At 33.6% G+C, this 22,147-nt stretch carries 18 protein-coding genes, 3 tRNA genes and 1 riboswitch; all 21 genes read left to right on the forward strand.

The features are described 5' to 3' along the window. Window positions 1-201 precede the first annotated feature (201 nt). A complete protein-coding gene (locus tag HALSAC_RS0108160; protein WP_027339851.1) occupies window positions 202-1,917 on the forward strand; it encodes a phospho-sugar mutase in 1,716 nt (571 codons plus the stop codon). 207 nt (window positions 1,918-2,124) lie between these two features. Further along, complete coding sequence (locus tag HALSAC_RS0108165; RefSeq protein WP_027339852.1) at window positions 2,125-3,114, forward strand: LacI family DNA-binding transcriptional regulator; 990 nt, start codon at window positions 2,125-2,127, stop codon at window positions 3,112-3,114. 206 nt (window positions 3,115-3,320) lie between these two features. After that, window positions 3,321-4,325: a LacI family DNA-binding transcriptional regulator gene (locus HALSAC_RS0108170; protein ID WP_027339853.1), complete on the forward strand. Its 1,005-nt coding sequence runs from the start codon at window positions 3,321-3,323 to the stop codon at window positions 4,323-4,325. Window positions 4,326-4,339: 14 nt separating this feature from the next. Beyond that, the gene (locus tag HALSAC_RS0108175) at window positions 4,340-5,455 is read left to right on the forward strand and encodes an ABC transporter ATP-binding protein (RefSeq protein ID WP_027339854.1); all 1,116 of its coding nucleotides are present in this window, start codon (window positions 4,340-4,342) and stop codon (window positions 5,453-5,455) included. Between the two features lie 166 nt (window positions 5,456-5,621). Beyond that, window positions 5,622-5,801 carry a hypothetical protein gene (locus HALSAC_RS0108180; protein ID WP_027339855.1) on the forward strand — a complete coding sequence of 60 codons (180 nt, stop codon included), beginning with the start codon at window positions 5,622-5,624 and terminating at the stop codon, window positions 5,799-5,801. An 82-nt stretch (window positions 5,802-5,883) separates the two neighbouring features. Beyond that, entirely contained in the window at window positions 5,884-6,150 is a 267-nt protein-coding gene (gene yabP / locus HALSAC_RS0108185) for a sporulation protein YabP (protein ID WP_051412175.1), read from the forward strand. 30 nt (window positions 6,151-6,180) lie between these two features. Then, window positions 6,181-6,597 carry a spore cortex biosynthesis protein YabQ gene (yabQ, locus tag HALSAC_RS17830; RefSeq protein ID WP_027339857.1) on the forward strand — a complete coding sequence of 139 codons (417 nt, stop codon included), beginning with the start codon at window positions 6,181-6,183 and terminating at the stop codon, window positions 6,595-6,597. 71 nt (window positions 6,598-6,668) lie between these two features. Next, a complete protein-coding gene (locus HALSAC_RS0108195) occupies window positions 6,669-6,995 on the forward strand; it encodes an FtsB family cell division protein (RefSeq protein WP_051412148.1) in 327 nt (108 codons plus the stop codon). 30 nt (window positions 6,996-7,025) lie between these two features. Further along, on the forward strand, window positions 7,026-9,185 hold the full coding sequence (locus HALSAC_RS0108200) for a Tex family protein (RefSeq protein WP_156924161.1): 2,160 nt from the start codon (window positions 7,026-7,028) through the stop codon (window positions 9,183-9,185). A 91-nt stretch (window positions 9,186-9,276) separates the two neighbouring features. Beyond that, window positions 9,277-9,648, forward strand: coding sequence for a S1 RNA-binding domain-containing protein (locus HALSAC_RS0108205; RefSeq protein WP_027339860.1), 372 nt, complete (start codon window positions 9,277-9,279; stop codon window positions 9,646-9,648). Window positions 9,649-9,880: 232 nt separating this feature from the next. Further along, on the forward strand, window positions 9,881-10,447 hold the full coding sequence (locus tag HALSAC_RS0108210; protein ID WP_027339861.1) for a DUF501 domain-containing protein: 567 nt from the start codon (window positions 9,881-9,883) through the stop codon (window positions 10,445-10,447). Further along, window positions 10,447-11,325, forward strand: a complete 879-nt coding sequence (locus tag HALSAC_RS0108215) for a Ppx/GppA phosphatase family protein (protein ID WP_027339862.1) — start codon at window positions 10,447-10,449, stop codon at window positions 11,323-11,325. Before HALSAC_RS0108210 ends, HALSAC_RS0108215 begins: the two co-directional genes overlap by 1 nt. A gap of 140 nt (window positions 11,326-11,465) precedes the next feature. Continuing rightward, a tRNA-Leu gene (locus HALSAC_RS0108220) sits at window positions 11,466-11,553 on the forward strand. 106 nt (window positions 11,554-11,659) lie between these two features. After that, window positions 11,660-11,735, forward strand: a tRNA-Met gene (locus HALSAC_RS0108225). A 162-nt stretch (window positions 11,736-11,897) separates the two neighbouring features. Then, window positions 11,898-11,974: transfer RNA gene (locus HALSAC_RS0108230), tRNA-Met, on the forward strand. 182 nt (window positions 11,975-12,156) lie between these two features. Next, a complete protein-coding gene (gene spoIIE, locus HALSAC_RS0108235) occupies window positions 12,157-14,553 on the forward strand; it encodes a stage II sporulation protein E (protein WP_027339863.1) in 2,397 nt (798 codons plus the stop codon). 237 nt (window positions 14,554-14,790) lie between these two features. After that, entirely contained in the window at window positions 14,791-16,194 is a 1,404-nt protein-coding gene (gene tilS, locus HALSAC_RS0108240; RefSeq protein WP_027339864.1) for a tRNA lysidine(34) synthetase TilS, read from the forward strand. A gap of 12 nt (window positions 16,195-16,206) precedes the next feature. Then, window positions 16,207-16,755, forward strand: coding sequence for a hypoxanthine phosphoribosyltransferase (hpt, locus tag HALSAC_RS0108245; protein ID WP_027339865.1), 549 nt, complete (start codon window positions 16,207-16,209; stop codon window positions 16,753-16,755). 90 nt (window positions 16,756-16,845) lie between these two features. Further along, window positions 16,846-18,696 carry an ATP-dependent zinc metalloprotease FtsH gene (ftsH, locus tag HALSAC_RS15430; RefSeq protein ID WP_035571541.1) on the forward strand — a complete coding sequence of 617 codons (1,851 nt, stop codon included), beginning with the start codon at window positions 16,846-16,848 and terminating at the stop codon, window positions 18,694-18,696. A gap of 44 nt (window positions 18,697-18,740) precedes the next feature. Continuing rightward, window positions 18,741-18,837: riboswitch (ZMP/ZTP riboswitch) on the forward strand. A 198-nt stretch (window positions 18,838-19,035) separates the two neighbouring features. Then, on the forward strand, window positions 19,036-20,715 hold the full coding sequence (locus HALSAC_RS0108255) for a formate--tetrahydrofolate ligase (protein WP_027339866.1): 1,680 nt from the start codon (window positions 19,036-19,038) through the stop codon (window positions 20,713-20,715). Between the two features lie 276 nt (window positions 20,716-20,991). Next, a complete protein-coding gene (locus tag HALSAC_RS0108260; RefSeq protein ID WP_035571543.1) occupies window positions 20,992-22,026 on the forward strand; it encodes a LacI family DNA-binding transcriptional regulator in 1,035 nt (344 codons plus the stop codon). The last annotated feature ends 121 nt before the right edge of the window (window positions 22,027-22,147 follow it).

The following is a 22,147-nucleotide window of genomic DNA, read 5'->3' on the forward strand; positions in this document are numbered from 1 at the left end:
GTCCAAATCTCACAAATTTGACTATAAAAGAAGGATTTGAGTTATTTTTAACTAATATAGTAACATAATTCCCTTAATTAGATTTATATTGAATATTGATTTAATTAGTGAAGTATCTTTTATTGTTAGTAGATTGATATATAGTATATAATGTATATTATATATATATATATTAAAGAAAAAATTAAAGGAGAGATATTGATGAATTACAAGGCTAAGTATGAAGAATGGTTAGAGAGTGATTACTTTGATGTAGAAACAAAGAAAGAACTAAGAGACATATCTGGTGATGAAAAGGAGATTGAAGAAAGATTTTATACTAGTTTAGACTTTGGTACCGGTGGATTAAGAGGAATTATTGGAGCGGGAACTAATAGGATTAATAAGTATACTATTAGAAAAGCTACTCAAGGATTGGCTAATCATATAATTAAAGAAGGAGATAAGGCAAAAGGAGTAGTTATATCTCATGATTCAAGACATAAGTCAAGGGAATTTGCTACAGAAGCTGCTTTAGTATTAGCAGGTAATCGGATTAAGGCTTACTTATTTGATGATTTAAGACCTACCCCAGAACTTTCTTTTGCAGTAAGAGAACTTGGAGCTACTGCAGGAATTATGGTTACAGCAAGTCACAATCCACCTGAGTACAATGGTTACAAGGTTTATTGGGAAGATGGAGCTCAAGTTGTTCCACCCCATGATAAAGGAATTATTGAAGAGGTTAATTCTATAGAAGATTTTAATGAAGTTAAGAGAGTTAGTAAAGATGAAGCTAAAGAGGCTGGATTATTTGAGATTATCAACCCTGAAATGGATGATAAGTACATCAAAACTTTAAAAGAGCTATCATTAAATCCTCAGATTATTAAAGAAGTAGGTGAGGATTTAGGTATAGTCTTTACACCTTTACATGGAACTGGAAATGTTCCTATGCAAAGAATTTTAGATGAATTAGGCTTTAGAAATGTTCATATAGTAAAGGAGCAAGAGAAGCCAGATCCAAACTTCTCTACAGTATCTTACCCAAATCCAGAGGAACCAGCAGTTTTTGAACTGGGTATTAAACTTGCAGATCAAAAGGGTGCAGAATTGATTATGGCACATGATCCTGATGCAGATAGAGTTGGTATTGCTGTTAAGGACGATAAAAATCAATGGGCTTTCTTAAATGGAAATCAAGTAGGGATCTTATTGACTGAATATATTATTAATTCCTTAGAAGAAGTTCCTGATAATGGTGTTGTAATTAAAACAGTTGTAACTACTGAGATGATTAGGTCAATTGCTAAAAAGTATGGTTTAGATGTAATGGAGACTTTAACTGGTTTTAAATATATTGGCGAGAAGATTAGAGAGTTTAAAGAGGGGAAATATGATAAAGAATATATATTTGGCTTTGAAGAGAGTTATGGATATCTTTATGGAACCCATGCTAGGGACAAGGATGCAATTGTAGCAGCTATGTTAATTGCTGAGATGGCTGCTTATTATAAAGCAAAGGGAAGTTCCATTTATGGTGAGTTAACTAGAATATATGAAGAGTATGGATATTACAAAGCTGATCTTGAGGCTATAAGGATGCCAGGTAAGGAAGGTAAAGAAAAGATAGAATCTCTATTAAAAGGTTTAAGAGAGGATAGCCCTGAAAAAATCAATAATCAAAAGGTTACTTTAAAGAAGGATTATTTAGTTGGTAAGAGCTATGACCTAGTAGAGGGTAAAGAGTCAAGTATCGATCTTCCTCAATCTAACGTATTACAATTTTTATTAGAAGATGATAGCTTAGTTACAGTTAGACCATCAGGGACTGAGCCGAAGGTTAAGTTCTATTTCTCTGTAAAGGGAGATACAGAGAAGGAAGCTAATAATAAGTTAGAGAGCTTAAAAGAAGCAGTAATGGAGATGACTAAGTAGAGTTTACAGGGTACAGTTAAAATTCTTATAAAAATTAATGAGTGAGATATTAAATGTAAATTAATTATATATCAACAATTAAAGATCGTTAATTGTTATAGGGGCAGGTCTTTGTGCCTACCCCTAATTATAAGGATATAATCGTGGGGACTGCAAATTGTAAATTGTACATTTGATATAAAAGCCCTCTAGAAGGGAAGGGATAGAATGAAAAAGGTTACTATATATGATGTTGCTGAATGGGCTGATGTAGGAATTGGTACTGTATCAAGGGTTTTAAATAATAGCGAGAGAGTAAGTGACAAAACTAGAGAGAAGGTATTGGAGGCTATTAAGGAATTAAATTATCAACCAAATGCTATGGCAAGAGGCTTGGCTTTACAGAAGACAGGATCAATAGGTGTTATTGTACCTTGTTTTACCCATCATTTCTTTGTAGAAGTATTAAAAGGTGTGCAAGAAGAATTGCAGCAGATTGATTTAGATTTAGTTTTATTTAATGTTGAAAATAAAGAGCAGAAGGATAAACATATTGATCGTATATTAAAAGAAAGAAGGGTTGATGGGGTCTTAGCTATTACTCTTTCAATGACTAAAAAAGAGGTGAAGAGGTTTAAAGATCTTAACTTACCTTTGGTTTTAGTAAATGATTTGCAAGATGAAGTGAGTTCTATCTTTGTTAATGATTTTTCAGGGGCTAAAGAAGCCATAGAATATCTAATTGATTTGGGTCATAAGAAGATAGCTTTTCTTAATGGATCATTAAGGTCAAAGCAGGCAAAGGAGAGGTTAAGAGGTGTTAAAGCTGGGTTTAAGGCTAAGGGACTAAAGCTTGATGAAAACTTATATAAAGAGGGTCAATTCACAGAAGAATCTGGCTACAAGTTGATGGAGCAGTTATTAAAAGAGACAAAAGATAGATGGCCTAGCGCGGTCTTTGCAGCTTCAGATAATCAAGCTATAGGGGCATTACAAGCAATTGAAGAGTCTGGGTTAAAGGTTCCAGAAGATTTTGCTTTGATAGGTTATGATAATATAGAGTTGGCCCGATATCTAAAGTTAACTACTGTTAGTCAGCCTATGACAAAGATGGGTAGGTTAGGTGTGGAGATTTTAGCTAAAGAGATTAATTCTAAGCAACTAGAAGTAGTTCAAAAAGAGCTAGAACCAGAGCTGATTATTAGAAGGTCATGTTAAGTGAATTTTTCTAAAAAAATCTTGTCATTTAAAATTAATTATGTTATACTTTATAATAATGAATAAGATTAAGTTATAAGGAAACAAGCAGATAAGGACTTATTATAACCGCAAAGGGAGTAGTAGGTTCTTTTTTCCTTTAACCACTCAAGCGCTTGCGTTGTTTTTTTGAAATCTTACTCAAGCGGTTGCGTTAGGAGGTTTTTATGACTATTACAATGAAAGATCTTGCTCAGATGGTTGGTGTCTCTGAATCTACAGTTTCAAGGGCAATTAATAATAAGCCTGGAGTAGGTGAAGATACTCGAGATAAGATATTGGAGTTGGTTAAGAAGTATAATTACAAGCCCAATCAGTTGGCTCGTAATTTGGCTAAGCAAGAGACCAAGATGATTGGTTTAATTTTGCCTGATATCTCAAGTAATTTCTACTCTGAGGTAGCAAGAGGGGTTCAGGATATAGCTATTCAAAGTGGCTACCAAGTAATTATTTGTAATAGTGATGGTAAGGAAAAAGAAGAATTATCTTATATTGAATGGCTAGAATCGAATAAGATTGCAGGAATAATATTTTTAGGGTCAGGGTTGGTTAATGATAAGGTGATTAAATTAGGTTTATCAGATTATCCTATTGTATTGGCAAATCGTTTCGTTGAGGATTTGATACTACCTTCGGTAATCATTGATAATGCAGTTGGTGCCTCTAAGGCAACTGATCTTCTACTAAAGAGTGGGTATAGAAGGATAGCATTAATCAATGGGCCAAAGGATAACCTACAAGCCCAAAATATATTGACTGGTTATAAGGAAGCTCTTAGAGCTTATAACATCGAATTTAAAGAAGAATTAATTATAAATGGAGATTGGGATAGGGATACTGGTTATGAAGGATTCTTAGAGGTATTAAAATTAACCGAACCGCCTGAGGCTATCTTTGCTGCAAATGATCTTATTGCTGTAGGGGCCATAGAGGCAATTAAAATGGGAGGATTTTTGATACCTGAAGATATAGGGGTTGTTGGTTTTGAGGATACTATTGTAACCTCTGTAATAGACCCGCCTTTAACGACAGTAGCTCAGCCTATGTACCAATTAGGGGTTAGTTCAGCTAATAAGCTCTTCTCTTTGATTAATGAAGATGAAATTAAAGAGAGGATTGAAATATTAGAAAGTAGATTAGTTGTTAGAAAATCTACTAAAAAATTAATTTAGGGAGGAATTATATAATGGCTAAGGTAACATTGAAGAATATTGTTAAGCGTTATGATGAGGTATTGGCAGTTTCTGGAGCGAACATTGATATTAAAGATAAGGAATTTGTCGTTTTAGTTGGACCTTCTGGGTGTGGTAAGTCTACTACATTAAGAATGATCGCTGGATTAGAGGAAATTACTGAGGGTGAACTTTATATAGGTGATGACGTAGTAAATGATGTAGCACCTAAAGATAGAGATATTGCAATGGTGTTCCAAAATTATGCTCTATATCCACATATGAATGTTTATGATAATATGGCTTTTGGTCTTAAATTAAGAAAATACCCTGCTGATGATATAGACAGAAGAGTTAAAGATGCTGCACAGATTTTAGGTATTGAACCATTATTAGATAGAAAGCCTAAGGCTTTATCAGGTGGACAGCGTCAGCGTGTAGCTATGGGTCGTGCGATTGTACGTGAACCAAAGGTGTTCTTAATGGATGAGCCGTTGTCAAACTTAGATGCTAAGTTGAGAGTTCAGATGAGAGCTGAGTTAAGTAAGTTGCATGAAAGATTACAGACTACAACTATTTATGTAACACATGATCAGATTGAGGCGATGACTTTAGCTGATAGAATTGTAGTTCTTAAAGATGGTGTTATCCAACAAATTGATGACCCAATTAGCCTTTATAACCAACCAAATAATATGTTCGTAGCAGGATTTATCGGTAGTCCGGCAATGAACTTCTTAGATGCAAAGATTGAAGCTAAAGGTGAAGGTCTTGTAATCAAAGGAGAAACCTTTGAAGTTAACATTCCAGCTAATATGTCTCAAGCAATGAAAGAGCTAGAGACTTATGTTGATAAAGAAGTTGTATTTGGAATTCGTCCTGAGGATATAATTGATCCAAATACTGCTGAAGGTCAACTGCTTGATAATGCAGACTTAGTAGACGCTGAAGTTGAAGTTGTTGAGCCAATGGGATCTGAAATTAATCTACACATTACTATAGATGGTCAAACTATTGTGGCTATTGTAGACCCAGAGAGTGAAGCTCAAGTTGGAGACAAGATGAAATTTGCTTTCGATCTTGATAAGATGCATATCTTTGATGCAGATACGGAAGAGGCAATTATATAGTTTTTTAAAGGAGCCCAGAGATGGGCTCTTTTTTATGTTTAAGTTAATAAAGTTGCACTATCGTGCTACTAGTAATAAAGCTATGCTTTATTACTATAAAACTTTAATAAAAATCACTTCTTTTAGTTAGAATAATAGTAAATCTATCGATAAGGAGGATGGTTAAATGGAAGATAGAAGGTCTTATTTTGATAGGTTTACAGATTATCGATATGATGAAGAGTTGGATAATCTTCTTTTGCAACAAGATGATTCAAATCCTAATGGTGGGGTTGGGTCTATTGATAATTTATCCAAAGCGAGAACTAAGAAAAATAAGTGGCAGGATGAGTACCATTTCCTGTGAAACTTCTAGCCTAGGCTAGAAGTTTTTTATGAATAGGGGGCTTCTCTTTAGCATAAATATTAAGCAAAAGAGAGGTGATAATATGGAAGGTAAAGGAAAGAGACACCACTTAACTCTAGCTGATAGAAAGAAATTAGAGTTAAGTGGTGTGATAGAAGTTGTTAGTTTTAGTGAAGAGGAGGTTTTATTAGAGACGAATCTAGGTAATATGATCATATTAGGAGAGGGTTTACATGTTAAAAAGCTAGATTTAGAAGAAAAAGATTTTTCTTTAGAGGGGTATGTTAAAGAGATAAAATATGATCAAGATCCTAAGGTTGGTGGGTTTATTAAGCGATTGTTTAAATAACAATCGTATTAACCTAGAGGTGGTGAAGATATGGCTTTTTTGAAGTTAGAACTTTTAACTTTCTTTAACATGTTATTACTGGGTATTGGAATAGGTATAATTTTTGATCTGTATAGGGTCTTGAGGTGGAAGATTAGGGTTAAGAGATTATTTACTGATTTGGGGGATTTGTTGTTTTCTTTATTAATCACTCTGATTACTTTCATTATTTTGATATATAGTAATGGAGGTGAGGTCAGACTCTATATATTTTTAGGGATTATTTCAGGTCAATTAATTTATTACTCTACTTTAAGTGTTTTTATGATAAATTTCTATAGAGGAACTTTAAATTTTATAAACTATATTTTTAATAGATTAAAAAATATAGCCTTCTTTTTGGGGCGACAGATTAGATTTGGATATTTGAATATAAAGAAATGCCTAACGAAAGTATTTAGGAGATAATCACAGGTAATTGAGAAGATGTGAAGAATATTATTATTAAAGATGATTTTTTCAGGAGGTAATCTAATAATATGGAGAGGTATAAGTCAAAAAGAGAGATTAATGATGAAAAAAGAAAACGCAAAAGGCGTTGGGTAGGAAGGGTTATTTTAATTACTTTGCTTAGTATAGTAGGAGCTATAATCTTTAATTTTTATCAAGGCTATGTTGAGTATGCAAATATTGAGAGAAAGATAGCTGCAGTAGAAGATGATATATTAGAGTTAGAAAGAGTTAAAAGTAGCTTAGAGACTCAGGTTGAAGATATTAACTCTCCAGATTTTATAGAGCAGATAGCCAGAGAAGAGCTAGGGTTGGTTAAAAAAGGAGAAATGTTATATATTATAATAGAGGACTAAATATAATTATAGACTTTGGAGGTAAATTAATTGAAGATTAATTTAGAGAAGGTCTTAGCAGATGAGCTAAAGTTGAATCTTGGACAAGTTAAAAGAACTATTAATTTATTAGATGAAGGAAATACTATCCCCTTTATTGCTCGTTACCGAAAAGAGATGACTGGTAACTTAGATGAGACTCAGTTAAGGAATTTAAATGACAGGTTAGATTATTTAAGGAGACTAGAAGAGAGAAAAGAAGAAGTTTTAGCATCCATCGATAAGCAAGATAAGTTGACTGAAGAATTAGAAAGGAAGATAGGAGGTGCTACTAAGTTACAAGAGGTAGAGGATTTATACAGGCCTTACAAACAAAAGAGGAAGACCAGAGCTACTAAGGCAAAGGAGAAAGGGTTAGATCCTTTAGCTCAAACCTTTCTAGCTCAAGAAGTCAGTTCTGGGTCACTTGAAGAGTTGGCCCAGAAATTTGTAGATGAAGATAAAGGTTTAGATAGCATTGAGGACGTTTTAGCTGGTGTTAGAGATATTATTGCTGAGTATGTGGCTGATAGTCCAGAAAGTAGACAGATGGCTAGAGAAATAACTTTCAATTATGGTACTTTATTATCAGAGTTAAAAGTAGAACCTAAGGAGCGCACACCTTATGAAGATTATTATGAATATAAAGAGGGGATCAGTAAAGTGCCTCCATATAGAACAATGGCTATTAATAGAGGTGAGAAGGAAGGTGTTTTAAGAATCAAGGTCGGTGCAGATGAAGATAGAGTTATCAAGAAATTAGAAGATGAATTTATTACTGGGAATTCGATATTTAAAGAGGAGATAAAAGAAGCTATTGCAGATGCTTATAAAAGGTTGGTTGGCCCGGCTATTGAAAGAGAGGTTAGAAATTACTTAACTGATAAAGCAGAAGATCATGCAATAGATGTATTTGTCAAAAATCTAAGAAACCTTTTGTTACAACCTCCTTTATCTAAGGTTAGAGTTTTAGCTATAGATCCAGCTTATAGGACTGGTTGTAAAGTAGTTGTTTTGAACCAGTTTGGAGATTTTTTAGAGAAAAATACTATATATCCACATTCACCTCAAGAAAGGATGAAAGAAGCTAAAGAAAAATTAATAGGGTTAATTAAAGAGTATAAAATAGAGGTTGTTGCTATTGGAAATGGTACGGCATCTAGAGAGACTGAACTTATGGTAGCTGAGATTATTGAAGAGGTTGGAGGTGACTTAAAGTATATTATTATAAGTGAAGCTGGGGCTTCTGTTTATTCTGCGTCTCCATTGGCAAAAAAAGAATTTCCTGAGCTAAACGTCTCGATACGAGGAGCTATTTCTATTGGTAGAAGGTTACAGGATCCTTTGGCAGAATTAGTAAAAATTGATCCTAAGAGTATAGGGGTTGGAATGTATCAACATGATATCAGTTCAGTTAAATTAGAAAAATCTTTAGGTGAGGTAGTAGAATCAGTAGTTAATCATGTTGGAGTTGATTTAAATACAGCTTCTACTTCTTTGCTAGAATACGTGGCAGGTATAAATTCTAGTGTGGCAAAGAATATAATTAAATATAGAGAAGAAAATGGTGGGTTTAAGAGTAGAAAGGAGTTAAAAGAGGTATATCGTCTAGGGCCAAAGACTTTCTTGCAGGCAGCAGGATTTTTGAAGGTTAAAGAGGGTAATAATCCATTAGACCAAACTTCTATCCATCCTGAATCTTATAGTGTGGCAAAAAAGTTGTTAGAAGATTTAGGTTTTGGTTTAGAAAGTTTAAAAGATAAAAATGAATTAAGAGATTTACGAGAAAAAATTAAAGATTTTGATCTAAAAGAGGTTTCAGAAGAATTAGACATAGGTATGCTTACTTTAAAGGATATTGTAGATTCCGTATTGAAGCCAGGCCGTGATCCAAGGGAGGATCTAGCTAAACCTATATTTAGAAGTGACATTTTAAAACTGGAAGAATTAAAGGAAGGTATGATTTTGCAAGGAACTGTTCGTAATGTAGTTGATTTTGGGGCCTTTGTAGATGTTGGGGTTAAAGAAGATGGTTTAGTTCATATATCTCAGATGAGCAATGAGTATGTGGAAGATCCTTTAGATATAGTAGAAGTAGGAGATGTAGTAGAAGTGAAAGTGCTGTCTGTAGAGTTAGAGCGAGGGAGAATATCTTTGACTATGAAGGGTTAATTAGTTGACATCTAGTGATTGGTGTTATATAATGTAATGGATTAATCTAGATGTTAATAATTATAAAATTTATGAGGAGGATTTTTAAAGAATGTCAATTGAGGTTGGAAGTGTTGTAGAGGGAAAAGTTACTGGGATCACTAATTTTGGTGCGTTTGTTGAGTTAGATGGAGGTGAGACCGGGTTAATCCACATTTCCGAAGTGGCTGATACTTATGTTAAAGATGTTAATAATTTCTTAAAGATGAATGAAATTGTTAATGTTAAGGTTATATCTATCGATGATAAAGGAAAGATAGGACTATCCATCAAACAGATAGAAGCTCCTAAAAAGAAGAAGAAGAAGTTTAGAGAACCTAAACCATCCTTTGATGATATGATGGAGAACTTCTTAAAAGATAGTAACCAAAGGCAACAAGATCTAAAGAGAAGTCTGGAAAAGAGAAGCGGGAATAGTAATTAATATATATTGACACCCTCAATTTTTTTGGGGGTGTTTGTTTGTATATAGTAATAAAGCGGAGCTTTATTACTAGTGTCTGTGTCAGTAGTCAGTGTCAGTAAAACCTTAAGAACTATAGGTTTATTAGGTTTTGATTTTCACTGACACAGACTACTGACACTTAATTACTATATAGCAAAACGGGTTATATTAGTTAATATGGATAAAATATATTTAAAGAAGGAGCGATTATATGAATTATAATGAAGAAGACTTGAAAGTTTTAGAAGCGCAATTAGGAAGAAGACCTAGAAATTTAGTGAAAGTTGCTAAGAGGTGCAAGGGTGGGAGACCTCAAGTTATTGTTAGTAGTCCAATTTTAGAAAAAAAGGATAGTGTGGGGGTGTTTCCTACTACTCTTTGGCTTAGTTGTAAAGAGCTTAATTATAGAATAGGTAAACTTGAAGGAAAAGGGTTAGTACAAGAGATACAAGAGAAGATAAAAGAAGACAAAGACTTAAATCATCGGTTAGAAGAAGCTCATAGAGATTATGCAAAATATAGATTAGAATTGGTTGAAGATGAGCGATTAAAGCAATTAAAGGAGAAAAATCCGGGCCAACACCGAGTTCTAAGCCAATCTGGTGTAGGAGGTATAATGGAATTTGACGGGATTAAATGTTTGCATACTCATTATGCTCACTATTTAGTCAATCCTAATAATCCTGTCGGTAAGATAGTAGATAAGTTATTGAAGGAGGAATATGGTGAGATTAATCCAAAAGATTGTTGCCTATCTTTGGAGGGGGAGGAAATATAATGGCAATTGGAGCAATTGATATTGGTACTAATTCAGTTAGGTTATTGGTAGGTCATAAGAACGATGACAAGGTTAAGACTTTGGAAGCTAAGTTAAGGACACCAAGATTAGGTGAAGGTGTTGATAAGACTAAAATATTAAACGGTAAAGCGATTAAGAGAACAATAGATGTACTAAAAGAGTACAAAAATATTATAAAAAATTATAATGGTGAAATTTATGCTGTTGCCACCAGTGCAGTTAGGTCAGCAAAAAATAAAGATCAATTTTTAAAGAGTGTAAAAGAAGAGGTTGGTATAGAGATTGATATTGTATCTGGAGAAGAGGAAGCTAGACTGTCATACTTAGGTCTTCTTTCTTCCTTTGATAATGATTTTCAAGGGTCATTAACTATAGATATTGGGGGAGGTAGCACAGAGTTTATCTTTGCCAATAAAGATAGGGTAGAGAATTACTTTAGTATTGATTTAGGAGCTCTTAGATTAACTGAGAGTTATGGAGGTGATCTAGATAATATCTTTAAAGAGGTAAAGAAATCACTAAAGAATATAAATATATATAAAGAAGTAAAGACCTTATTTGGTGTTGGAGGAACAGTAACAACTTTAGCTGCTATAGAAAAGAAACTAGAAGCTTATAACAAAGATATTGTTCATGGTACAATATTAGATAAAGAAAGTATAGAGAAGATATTTAATAGACTAAGTTCTTTATCTCCAAAAGAGAGAGTTAAGGTTAAAGGTTTAACTCCTAAAAGAGCAGATATTATCCTAGGTGGTATAATAATTTTACTTGGAATAATGGAAAGATTTAAGGTGGGTAATTTAAAAGTAAGTGATGCTGGAATCTTAGAAGGGATAATTTACGACAAAGATTGAAAATACTATTTATTATTAGTAAAACAGAGAAAATAGGAGTTAAATAGATTTAATGACTTGAAATAATCAAAATAATAATTGACTATTAGGGTTAATATATATATAATACTAGATGTGCCTAAGGAAAAGATTAAAAGTAAGCCGAGGTGGCGGAATAGGCAGACGCATCGGACTTAAAATCCGGTGGGCTTTTAGCCCGTGTCGGTTCGAACCCGACCCTCGGTACCACTTACAAGTTAACAATTGACAATTGATAATTGAAAGTTAAAAAGATTTAAAAGACTCAAGGTCTTAACTATCAATTGACCACTATCAATTATCAACTAAATAATGTCGCGGGGTGGAGCAGTTGGTAGCTCGTCGGGCTCATAACCCGAAGGTCGTTGGTTCAAATCCAGCCCCCGCAACCAAAATGTAAAGATTTTTTAGAATAGGGAGTGCCTCTGGTGCAACCATTTTTCGAGTTTAAAGTTGAGAATTGATAATTGAAAGTTAAGTTCAAGTTCTTTAAGAAAGTTCTTAAGGTTTTAACTATCAACTATCAATTATAAACTATCAATTTGAAATATCGTGGCGGTGTAGCTCAGCTGGCTAGAGCATACGGTTCATACCCGTAGAGTCGGGGGTTCAAGTCCCTCCGCCGCTACCAAATTAGAATTTAATAATAATTTATATAAAAAACATCTCCAGATTCTGGAGGTGTTTTTGTTATTTTGTCTTAATTTTTGGAACGGTAATCTACTTTTGTTGACAAGATTCCCCTCAGACAAAGTGTATAATATAGATTATAAGGAAAAAAAAGGAAATAAAAAATATTGAGGGGGATGTATCTTGAAAAGTATCGATGTACCAATTTATCAAAGGCAAAATAGTTTAAAGTCAGAAGAGAAGAAGGATGGCCTATTAAAAAGGATTTACAATAAGGTGCCTTATTTTGATTTGAGTTTTGGAGTATTAGCTTTTTTATTTGCTAGAACCATAATATTAGACTCTCTAATGCCTTTTGGATTTATATTTTTTAGTATTTTCTTCTTCCAAAAAGAGAAGAAGATGATAGGGCTACAAAGAGCTGTTTTTATTTTATTAGGAGTCTCTTTGGGTTATATAAGCCAGTTGGGTCTATATTCAATTAAGTACTTGGCTGCTATTATTATTTTAATAGCTACTATTAAAAATAAAGAGGTAATTAATGATTTCAGATATTCATTGTTAGCTACATTAAGCTTCTTGATTTGTCAATTACCACAACTTATCTTTGCTTCTTCGACAGTTGAATTTATTTCGTCGTCTTCTGAGGTTTTACTAGTTTTTTTGATTACAATTATGGCTATTAGAATATTGCCAGATGTTTTGATTTATTTAGAAGATAAGGATGAAGGAGTAATTGTTAGAATTGTATTGGCTTCTTTTGTAGTGGCTTTATTCTTTAGTGGAGTACCAATTGAGATTTTTGGGGATATAAATATTGTTCGCTTAATCGCATCCTATTTGATAATGTTGGCAGCTTTTGTATCAGGGCCAAATTTAGCAACGTTACTTGGAGTATCTCTTGGCTTTATATATAGTATTGTTAATTTAAGTCCTTATCCTTTAATTGGTAATTATGCTTTAGCAGGTTTAATTTCTGGTAATTTTAAAAATCAAAAGAAGTTAGGCGTGATTAGTGGGTTTATAATAAGTAATTTAATTTATGTGATTTTTATCAATAACTCAGATTATATTACTGTACTAATGAGAGAAGGTATGTTAGCGGGTTTGGTCTTCTTATTAACACCTAAAAAGTTAATACCATCTTTAGATTTTTTAAAGAAGGACAAGCTAAGAAGTGAACGAATTGAGGATAAAAAGTGGGGAGATTATCTAAGTTATAGAATAGAGAATTTTTCTAAAATTTTTGAAGAATTATTTGATTCCTTTTCAGGTGGTATTGTTGTAAATAAGAAGGATGAGGTTGAGAATGTAGGTACCTTTATGGACCTTTTAACAGATAAGGTATGTAAAGGATGTGATTTGTATAGTTCTTGTTGGCAAAAATCTTTTTATGATACTTATAGTTCTTTGTTTAACCTATTGAATCTAGCTGAAACCAAAGGAGAAGTAACTCTAGGAGATTTAGATAAGGTTATGAGTATTAATTGTTCTCAAAAGATAAAATTATCTACGAATATAAATGAATTTATTAAAATGCATGAATTGAATAGTTATTGGAGGTCTAGACTAGATAATAGTGAAAAGGTTTTGTTGGATCAGTTATCTGGAATGTCCAATATTATTAATGATTTATCTAATGAGATTAATTTGGATATTAAACTAGATAATGATATCAAGGAGAGAGTCTGTTGTATTTTAGAGAATAATGGTTTTATAATTAAGGAGGTTTTAGCTAGTAATTATGATGATGAAGATTTAGAGTTGACTATTAGAAAGATTAGCTGTAATGGTAATGATAGATGTATTAAGAAGATGGTACCTCTGTTAAATAGCAAGTTAAACCTTAATTTAGAAAGAACTTGGAATGAGTGTGGAGCAGAGCTGGGTAAGACTAATTGTGTTTGTAGGTTGGCCCCTGCTTCTAGATATAAGTTTGAAGGTGGAGTTTCAACATTAAGTTCTTCTAAGGAAGGGGTTTCGGGAGATCATTATACTTTCTTTAACCAAAAAAATAGAAGATTTGTAGCGATTTTAAGTGATGGTATGGGTGTTGGTGCTAAAGCTCATAAGGAGAGTAAAGCAGCAGTATCTCTTTTGAAGAAAATGTTGGAGGCTGGTTTGGATTATGAATTTGCTTTACATACAGTAAATTCTACCCTTTGTCTACGTTCTAGTGAAGATACTTTTGCCACTGTAGATCTCTTTAGCGTCGATTCTAAGACTGGAAGAGGAGAGTTTGTTAAAGTAGGCTCGGCTTCTAGCTTTATTAAAAGAGGTAGTGACATTAGTATGATCAAATCAACCTCTCTGCCAATTGGTATTTTAAATAAAGTAGATATAGAACCTAATTCATTACAGTTGCAAGATAAAGATATGATCATTATGATGAGTGATGGAGTCTTAGATACTAATGACAATTTAACTATAAAAGAAGAGTGGATATTAAAGATTCTTAAAAATAATTTGATTAATGATCCACAATCTTTGGCCCAATATATATTAGATAAGGCTGCAAGTGAAGGAAATAATAATAGTGATGATATGACGGTTCTTGTAATTAAGGTGGATAAATGTTAATATTAAATAAAAATAATATTTTAAGCAGGAAACTTGCTTTTTATGTTGAAGATTAAAGATTAAGGTGTAACAGTATCTTTAATCTTCAAACGTTCACATATTTACAGGGTGATTAATATAGGATGTTATTACTTTATCTTTTTTAGGTATGGTAATTATATTATTAGAATATATTAAATTAGAGGGGGATATAAATTAAGAAAGGCTCTTTAGTTAAGAGCTCTTCTTGAGTTTAAGATGGAATTAATAGATAAAGTAGAGGAGACCATTAATAAGTATGAACTTTTTAATTATGGAGACAGGGTTTTAGTAGGGGTATCAGGAGGGCCTGATTCCCTAGCTTTATTACATATTTTAGATAGTTTAAAGGATAAGTATGGATTATACCTACATATTGCTCATTTGGATCATAGGATAAGGGGTGTTGATTCACAGGAAGATGCTCAGTTTGTTCGAAGTTTTGGAGAACAATTAGATATTTCTGTGAGTATTAAAGAGTATGATGTTAAAAATTATAGTCAAAAAGAAGGACTGTCATTAGAGGATGCAGCTAGAAGGATAAGGTATGAATTTTTTTATGATCTTTCTAAAAAGTTAGAGATTGATAAGATAGCTTTAGGTCATCATCTAAAAGATCAAGCTGAAACGGTTTTGATGAAGTTTATACGTGGGGCTGGTTTGAAGGGGTTAGGCGGTATTAGACCTAAAATCAAGAATATTGTTAGACCTTTACTTGAAGTTGAAAGAGAAGAGATTGAAAAATATTGTCAGGTTAATTTATTAAATCCTAGAATTGATCAGAGTAATTTTGATAAATCTTATTTTAGAAATAAGGTTCGTTTGGAGTTGATACCTTTTTTAATAGAAGGTTATAATAGTAACCTTATACCTACACTGGATCGAACTGCGAATCTTTTAAGAGAAGAAGAGGATTTTTTGCAGAGTTATGTAAAAGAGAAGCTAGATAAAATAGTTTTATCTAAAGAGAATAAAGTAATTGCTTTAGATGTTAATAGGTTGTCACAAGAGCATATTGCTATTAAGCGTCGGATGGTTAGGGAAGTATTAAAGATACTTAAGGGAGATTGTAAGGATTTTTATTATAAGCATATAGAGGATGTCTTGGGTTTTCTGGTAAGAGGTGAGACGGGGGCAAGTATTGATTTGCCAAGAGAAGTTAAGGTCTCTCTAAATTATGGTCAAATTATATTTAGTCTTGGTAGACTAGGTAAAGAAGTAGATGATTTTAGTTATAAGTTGGATGTTCAAGAAGGTAAATTAGCTGAAATTGATAAGTTTGGTTTGAAAGTAAGGTTTGAGATTGTAGAGGCTAAGAGTTATCCTTGGAGAGAGAGATTAGGAGATTCTTCTGTTGGATTATTTGATTACAATAATATTGGAGAAAAAATTATTATCAGAGGGCGTCAAGATGGTGATCGTTTTTATCCTTTAGGTATGAAAGGATCTAAGAAGGTTAAGGATTTTTTAATCGATCAAAAAGTTCCTTTGTTTAAAAGAGACAATATTCCTATATTTACTAATCAAAAAGGGGATATATTTTGGGTTGGAGGATTTAGAATAGATAATAGATTTAAGATAAAGGATGAAACAGATAAGATACTAATCATTGAAATAATTTAGGAGGAATAACATATGTTAGAAAATATGATCGAAGAGATATTAATTGATGAGAAGACTTTAAAAAATAGAGTAAAGGAATTAGGAGAAAGCATTACAGCTGCTTATGATGAAGATGATGATATTGTTTTGGTATGTATTCTAAGGGGAGGTTTTATCTTTATGGCTGATTTAGCACGCCAAGTTAAGCTTCCTGTTGCTTGTGATTTTATGGATGTGACAAGTTATGAGGGTACTACTTCTACAGGTAATGTTAGAATTATTAAAGATTTAGAAGAAAGTATTGAAGGTAAGCATGTAATACTTGTAGAGGATATTATAGATACTGGTTTAACTTTAAAGCATGTTATTAGTATGCTTGAAACTAGAAAACCAAAGAGTATTAAGGTCTGTACTTTACTAGACAAACCAGCACGTAGATCAGTAAAAGAGGTTGAAGCTGATTGGAATGGTTTTGAGATCCCAAATAAGTTTGTAATCGGTTATGGTCTTGATTATGATGAGAAGTACAGGAATCTTCCTTATATATTTGTTCCTAAACCAGAGTTATATGAAGATAATTAATCATAAGGTTGTTTGCCTTGACAAAGACCTTATGGTATAATTTTTAAAGTGGTATAAATTTTTAGTGATAGGCGAAGGGAGGATTATTAGTTGAAAAAGTTTTCTAAGAGTATAGGCTTTTATTTGATTATTATTGCAATAGGTGTTCTTATAGCTAACTATTTCATGCCTCATCAGACTGCAGAAGAGTTGACATATAGTCAATTTATAGATATGGTTGAGGCTGGTGATATTAAAGAGGTTACAATAGTTGGTGAGAATTTAATTAGAGGAGAATTACCTGATGACCAATCTTTTCAAATAGATATTCCAGGGACTATTGAAAAGGTAGAGGGAATACTAAGAGACAATGATGTTGATATTATTACAAGGCCTGAGCCTGAACCACCTTGGTGGACAGGACTATTTGCTTATTTATTGCCTACAGTAATTTTAATTGGAGCTTGGATCTTTATTATGAATAAGATGCAAGGTGGGGGCAATAAGATGATGTCCTTTGGTAAGAGTAAGGCTAGGTTGCATGATAATGAGAAGAAGAAGGTAACCTTTGATGATGTTGCTAATTATGAAGAGGTTAAAGAAGAACTTGTTGAAGTTGTGGAGTTCTTAAAGAGTCCAGATAAATTTAATAAGTTAGGGGCCAAAATTCCTAAGGGAGTTCTTTTGGTGGGCCCTCCAGGAACTGGTAAAACATTGATGGCAAGAGCCGTTGCTGGTGAAGCTGGTGTTCCTTTCTTTATTATAAGTGGATCTGATTTTGTTGAGATGTTTGTAGGTGTAGGTGCCTCAAGGGTTAGAGATTTATTTGAACAAGGTAAAGAGAATGCACCTTGTATTATATTCATCGATGAGTTGGATGCTGTTGGTAGACAACGTGGAGCTGGTGTTGGTGGAGGTCATGATGAACGTGAACAGACTCTTAACCAGTTGCTAGTAGAGATGGATGGATTTGAAGCTAATGAAGGTATTATACTTATGGCTGCTACAAATAGACCTGATGTATTGGATCCAGCGCTTTTAAGACCTGGTCGTTTTGATCGTCAAGTTATTGTAGATAAGCCTGATTATAAAGGTAGGAAGGGGATTTTAGAGATACACCTAAAGGGTAAGCCTACTGAAGATGATGTAGATACTGGAGTGTTGGCCCGTAGAACTCCTGGCTTTACAGGTGCTGATATGGAGAATTTGGCCAATGAAGCAGCGATTTTAGCAGCTCGTCGTGGAAAAGAAAGTATAGGTATGTTAGAGTTTGATGATGCTATAGATCGTGTAATTGCTGGTCCACAAAAGAAGAGTCGTGTAATCAGTGATAAAGAGCAGGATATTGTATCTTATCATGAGACAGGTCATGCTTTATTAGGTGAGCTTCTAGAAGATGCTGATCCTACTCATAAGGTAACTATTATTCCTCGTGGTAGAGCTGGTGGATTTACTATTAACCTTCCACAAGAGGATAAGAGCTTTATAACCAAGTCTGAATTATTAGATAAGGTTACTATGCTTCTAGGTGGTAGAGTAGCTGAAGAGGTATTCTTAGATGATATCAGTACAGGTGCTCAAAATGATCTAGAAAGATCTACTAAGATAATCAGAAATATGATTACTGATTATGGTATGAGTGAGAACTTAGGACCATTAACTTTAGGACAAAAACAAAATGAACAAGTATTCTTAGGTAGAGATATATCCCGTAGCCGAAATTATAGTGAGGATGTAGCTGCTTTAATTGATAAGGAAGCTAGAGCTATGGTTGATGCTTGTTATGAACAAGCTAGAACTGTCTTAACTGAGAATAGGGATATGGTTGAAGATATGGTAGCTGCTTTAAAAGAGCATGAGACCTTAAATAAAGATGATATTAAAGAGATAATAGGTAAGTATAAGCCTGGTTTTTATGATGATGAAGAAGCAAAGACTGATTCTTTAGAAGGTGACGAGTAATATAGATTGTCAAATCTTTAGGATTATGCTATAATGTTTTCAAAAGATAGTCATAGGACTGGTGGAATTAATATGGGTTGAACCATAGGGGAATATGACTTAAATATAATTTAGTAATAGCCGACCACCTGGGCAAATAGTAGTTTAACTACTATTTGTTCAGGTGGTCTTTTATTATTTATAGCTATGAGCTATGAGTATAGAGCTAAATCGGGCCAACGCCCAATTTATTCATAAATGAGAACTAGAGTAGCGAGTAGTTAAATATAGATTTGAAGGATAAAAAAATTGATTTGAAGAAATATTAAGCTTAGTAACTACTAAAAAGGGGGAGTTTAAATGGCTGATTACAAATCTGATATTGAAATTGCTCAAGAGGCTAAATTAGAGAAGGTTGAAGAGGTGGCTAGTAAATTAGGTTTAAGTAGGGAGGATATTGAACTCTATGGTGATTATAAGGCTAAGATTAAGTTAGAAGCCTATAGAAGGTTATTAGAGGAGAAGGAGAACGGGAAGTTAATTTTAACTACTGCTATTAGCCCTACACCAGCAGGAGAGGGTAAATCGACTACAACTGTAGGTTTAGGGCAAGCGATGAATAGGTTAGGTAAGAATACAGCGGTAGCCTTGCGTGAACCGTCTTTAGGCCCTTGTATGGGGATAAAGGGTGGAGCAGCAGGGGGAGGATACTCTCAGGTTGTTCCAATGGAGGATATAAATCTACACTTTACCGGTGATATTCATGCTATTGGTATAGCTCATAATTTATTGTCTGCAGCAATTGACAACCATATCAAGCAGGGTAATGAATTAGATTTAGATCCAACTAAGATTGCTTTTAAGAGGGTTGTGGATATGAATGACCGTGCTTTAAGAGAGATAGTAGTTGGATTAGGTGGGACAGCCAACGGTCAACCTCGTCAGGATGGTTATATGATTACTGTAGCATCAGAGGTTATGGCTATCTTATGCTTAGCGGAGGGTATATTAGATCTAAAGAAAAGGCTAGGGAAGATAGTTATTGGATATACATATGATGGGCGTCCTGTAGAGGCTAAGGAGTTAAAGGTGGCTGGAGCTATGGCTGCTTTATTGAAGGATGCTATTAAGCCTAATTTGGTACAGACTCTAGAGAATACGCCAGCCTTTATTCATGGAGGACCCTTTGCGAATATAGCCCATGGGTGCAATAGTATAACTGCGACAAAGTTGGCCCTTAAGACGGCTGATTATGTAGTGACTGAAGCTGGATTTGGAGCAGACTTGGGTGCTGAGAAGTTCTTTAATATTAAATGTCGTTTTGCTGACTTGAGTCCAGATGCTGTAGTTCTAGTAGCTACTGCTCGTGCCTTGAAGATGCATGGTGGAGTTGCTAAAGGTGATTTAACTGAAGAAAATTTGAATGCTTTAGCAACAGGGATGGAGAATTTAGAGAAGCATATAGAGAATGTAAAGAAGTTTGGAGTTCCTATGGTAGTTGCTATCAACGAATTCCCAACAGATACTCAAGCAGAGCTAGATCTTATCAGAGAGAGATGTGAAGAGTTGGGTGTAGAGGTTGCCTTATCTCAAGTTTGGGCCAAGGGTGGCGAAGGTGGAGAAGAACTTGCTAAGAAGGTTCTAGAAGCCTTGGATAAACCTAAGGACTTCAAGTTGCTTTATGATGCCGAGGATAGCATTGAAGAGAAGGTAAATAAAGTAGCAAAGGAGATCTATGGTGCAGCAAAGGTCAACTTTACTTCACAGGCTAAGAAGGATATTGAGCAGTTAACAGCAGATGGTTTCGATAAGATGCCAATCTGTATGGCCAAGACCCAATCTTCCTTATCAGATAATCCAGCCTTACTAGGAAGGCCTAGAGGGTTTGAATTGACAGTAAGGAAGGTCAATGTCTCAGCAGGGGCAGGTTTCTTAGTAGCTCTAACTGGAGCAGTTTTAACGATGCCAGGGTTGCCCAAGAAACCATCAGCTGAGGATATTGACATTGATGGTGATGGAAAGATTACAGGGTTGTTTTAGGTAATAGTAGTCAGGAATCTAAAAAATAACAGGATAACACTTAAAAGTGTTATCCTGTTATTTTAATTTTAGCAATTTGATTTTTAGAGTAATATTAGCAGTTGACATAATAAAAATCTTGAGGTATAATAAAAATATAAGATTGGGAGCGCTCCCTAAAGTGGAAGTTTATAATAATATAATACAATAGAGCACTTCAGTTATAATTATATAAGAAGAGAGTGTACACTTATAAGTTGTTATAAGTAAAATCTAATTAATTAAAAGAGGTATATTATGAAAAGGAATAAACTTAATATCTATAAGATTGCTGAAATTGCTGGAGTATCTAAAAGTACTGTTTCTAGAGTTATCAATGATAAAGCTGGCGTTGGTGATAAGACTAGAAAGAAGGTTTTGGAGATAATAAAAGATTTAAATTACCAGCCAAATAGTTTTGCTAGAGGTTTAGCAAATAATAAGACCAAAACGATTGGCCTAGTAGTATCTGATATAACAGACCCTTTTTTTTCAGGCTTTATAAAAGGGGTAGAAGCAAAAGCGATGGAAGATAACTATAATATAATGTTAGCTAATAGTCATTGGGTGGTTGAAGAAGAGCTAAAATGTGTTAAGATGTTTCAAGAAGGAAGAGTTGACGGAGTATTGATAATAAGTGGAGCTAGAGATGGTTTAGATGTATATCTAAACGATCTATCAGCTAAAAATACTCCAGTATTATTAATTGACAGAAAAACTGATAATGGATCAATCCCTAAGATAAATGTAGATAATTTTAGTGGTGCATATATGGGAGTTAAATATTTATTAGATTTAGGTCACAAAAAGGTAGCTTGTATTAAAGGCGATGATGTTGCTTCTTCTGGAGCTTCCGTGGATAGGGTATTGGGGTATAAGAAGGCATTAAATGATTTTGGTATAAATAATGAGATAATAGTTCCGGGTTACTTTGAAGTGGAAGATGCTTATAAAGCCACTCATAATCTACTAGAAGAACAAAAAGATATTACAGCTATTTTTTACCTTTCTGATATGATGGCTATTGGAGGTTTGAAAGCTATTAGAGAAAGAGGGTTGAAAGTTCCTGATGATATTTCTGTGCTTGGATGTGATGATATTGAACTAGCATCTTTAATTAACCCACCTTTGACTACATTAAGGCAACCTAGGTATGAGATGGGGTATAAAGGTATGGGGGCTTTAATAAGTATATTAGAGGAAACAAACAAAAGAATCAACCATAAAGATATAAGCTTTAATATGGAATTGGTAATACGTGAGTCTACTAAGAAAGTAAATATAGTTGATTAGACTTCAATGAAGTCTAATCAACTATATTATAACTAAAAGGATTGAAATATATAATAATATAAGTTTATAAACATATTTCATCTTGATAAGAGTTGCTTATATAAAGTAATTTTTGAGGTGA

The organism is Halonatronum saccharophilum DSM 13868 (genome assembly GCF_000517025.1).
Taxonomy (GTDB): domain Bacteria; phylum Bacillota; class Halanaerobiia; order Halobacteroidales; family Halobacteroidaceae; genus Halonatronum; species Halonatronum saccharophilum.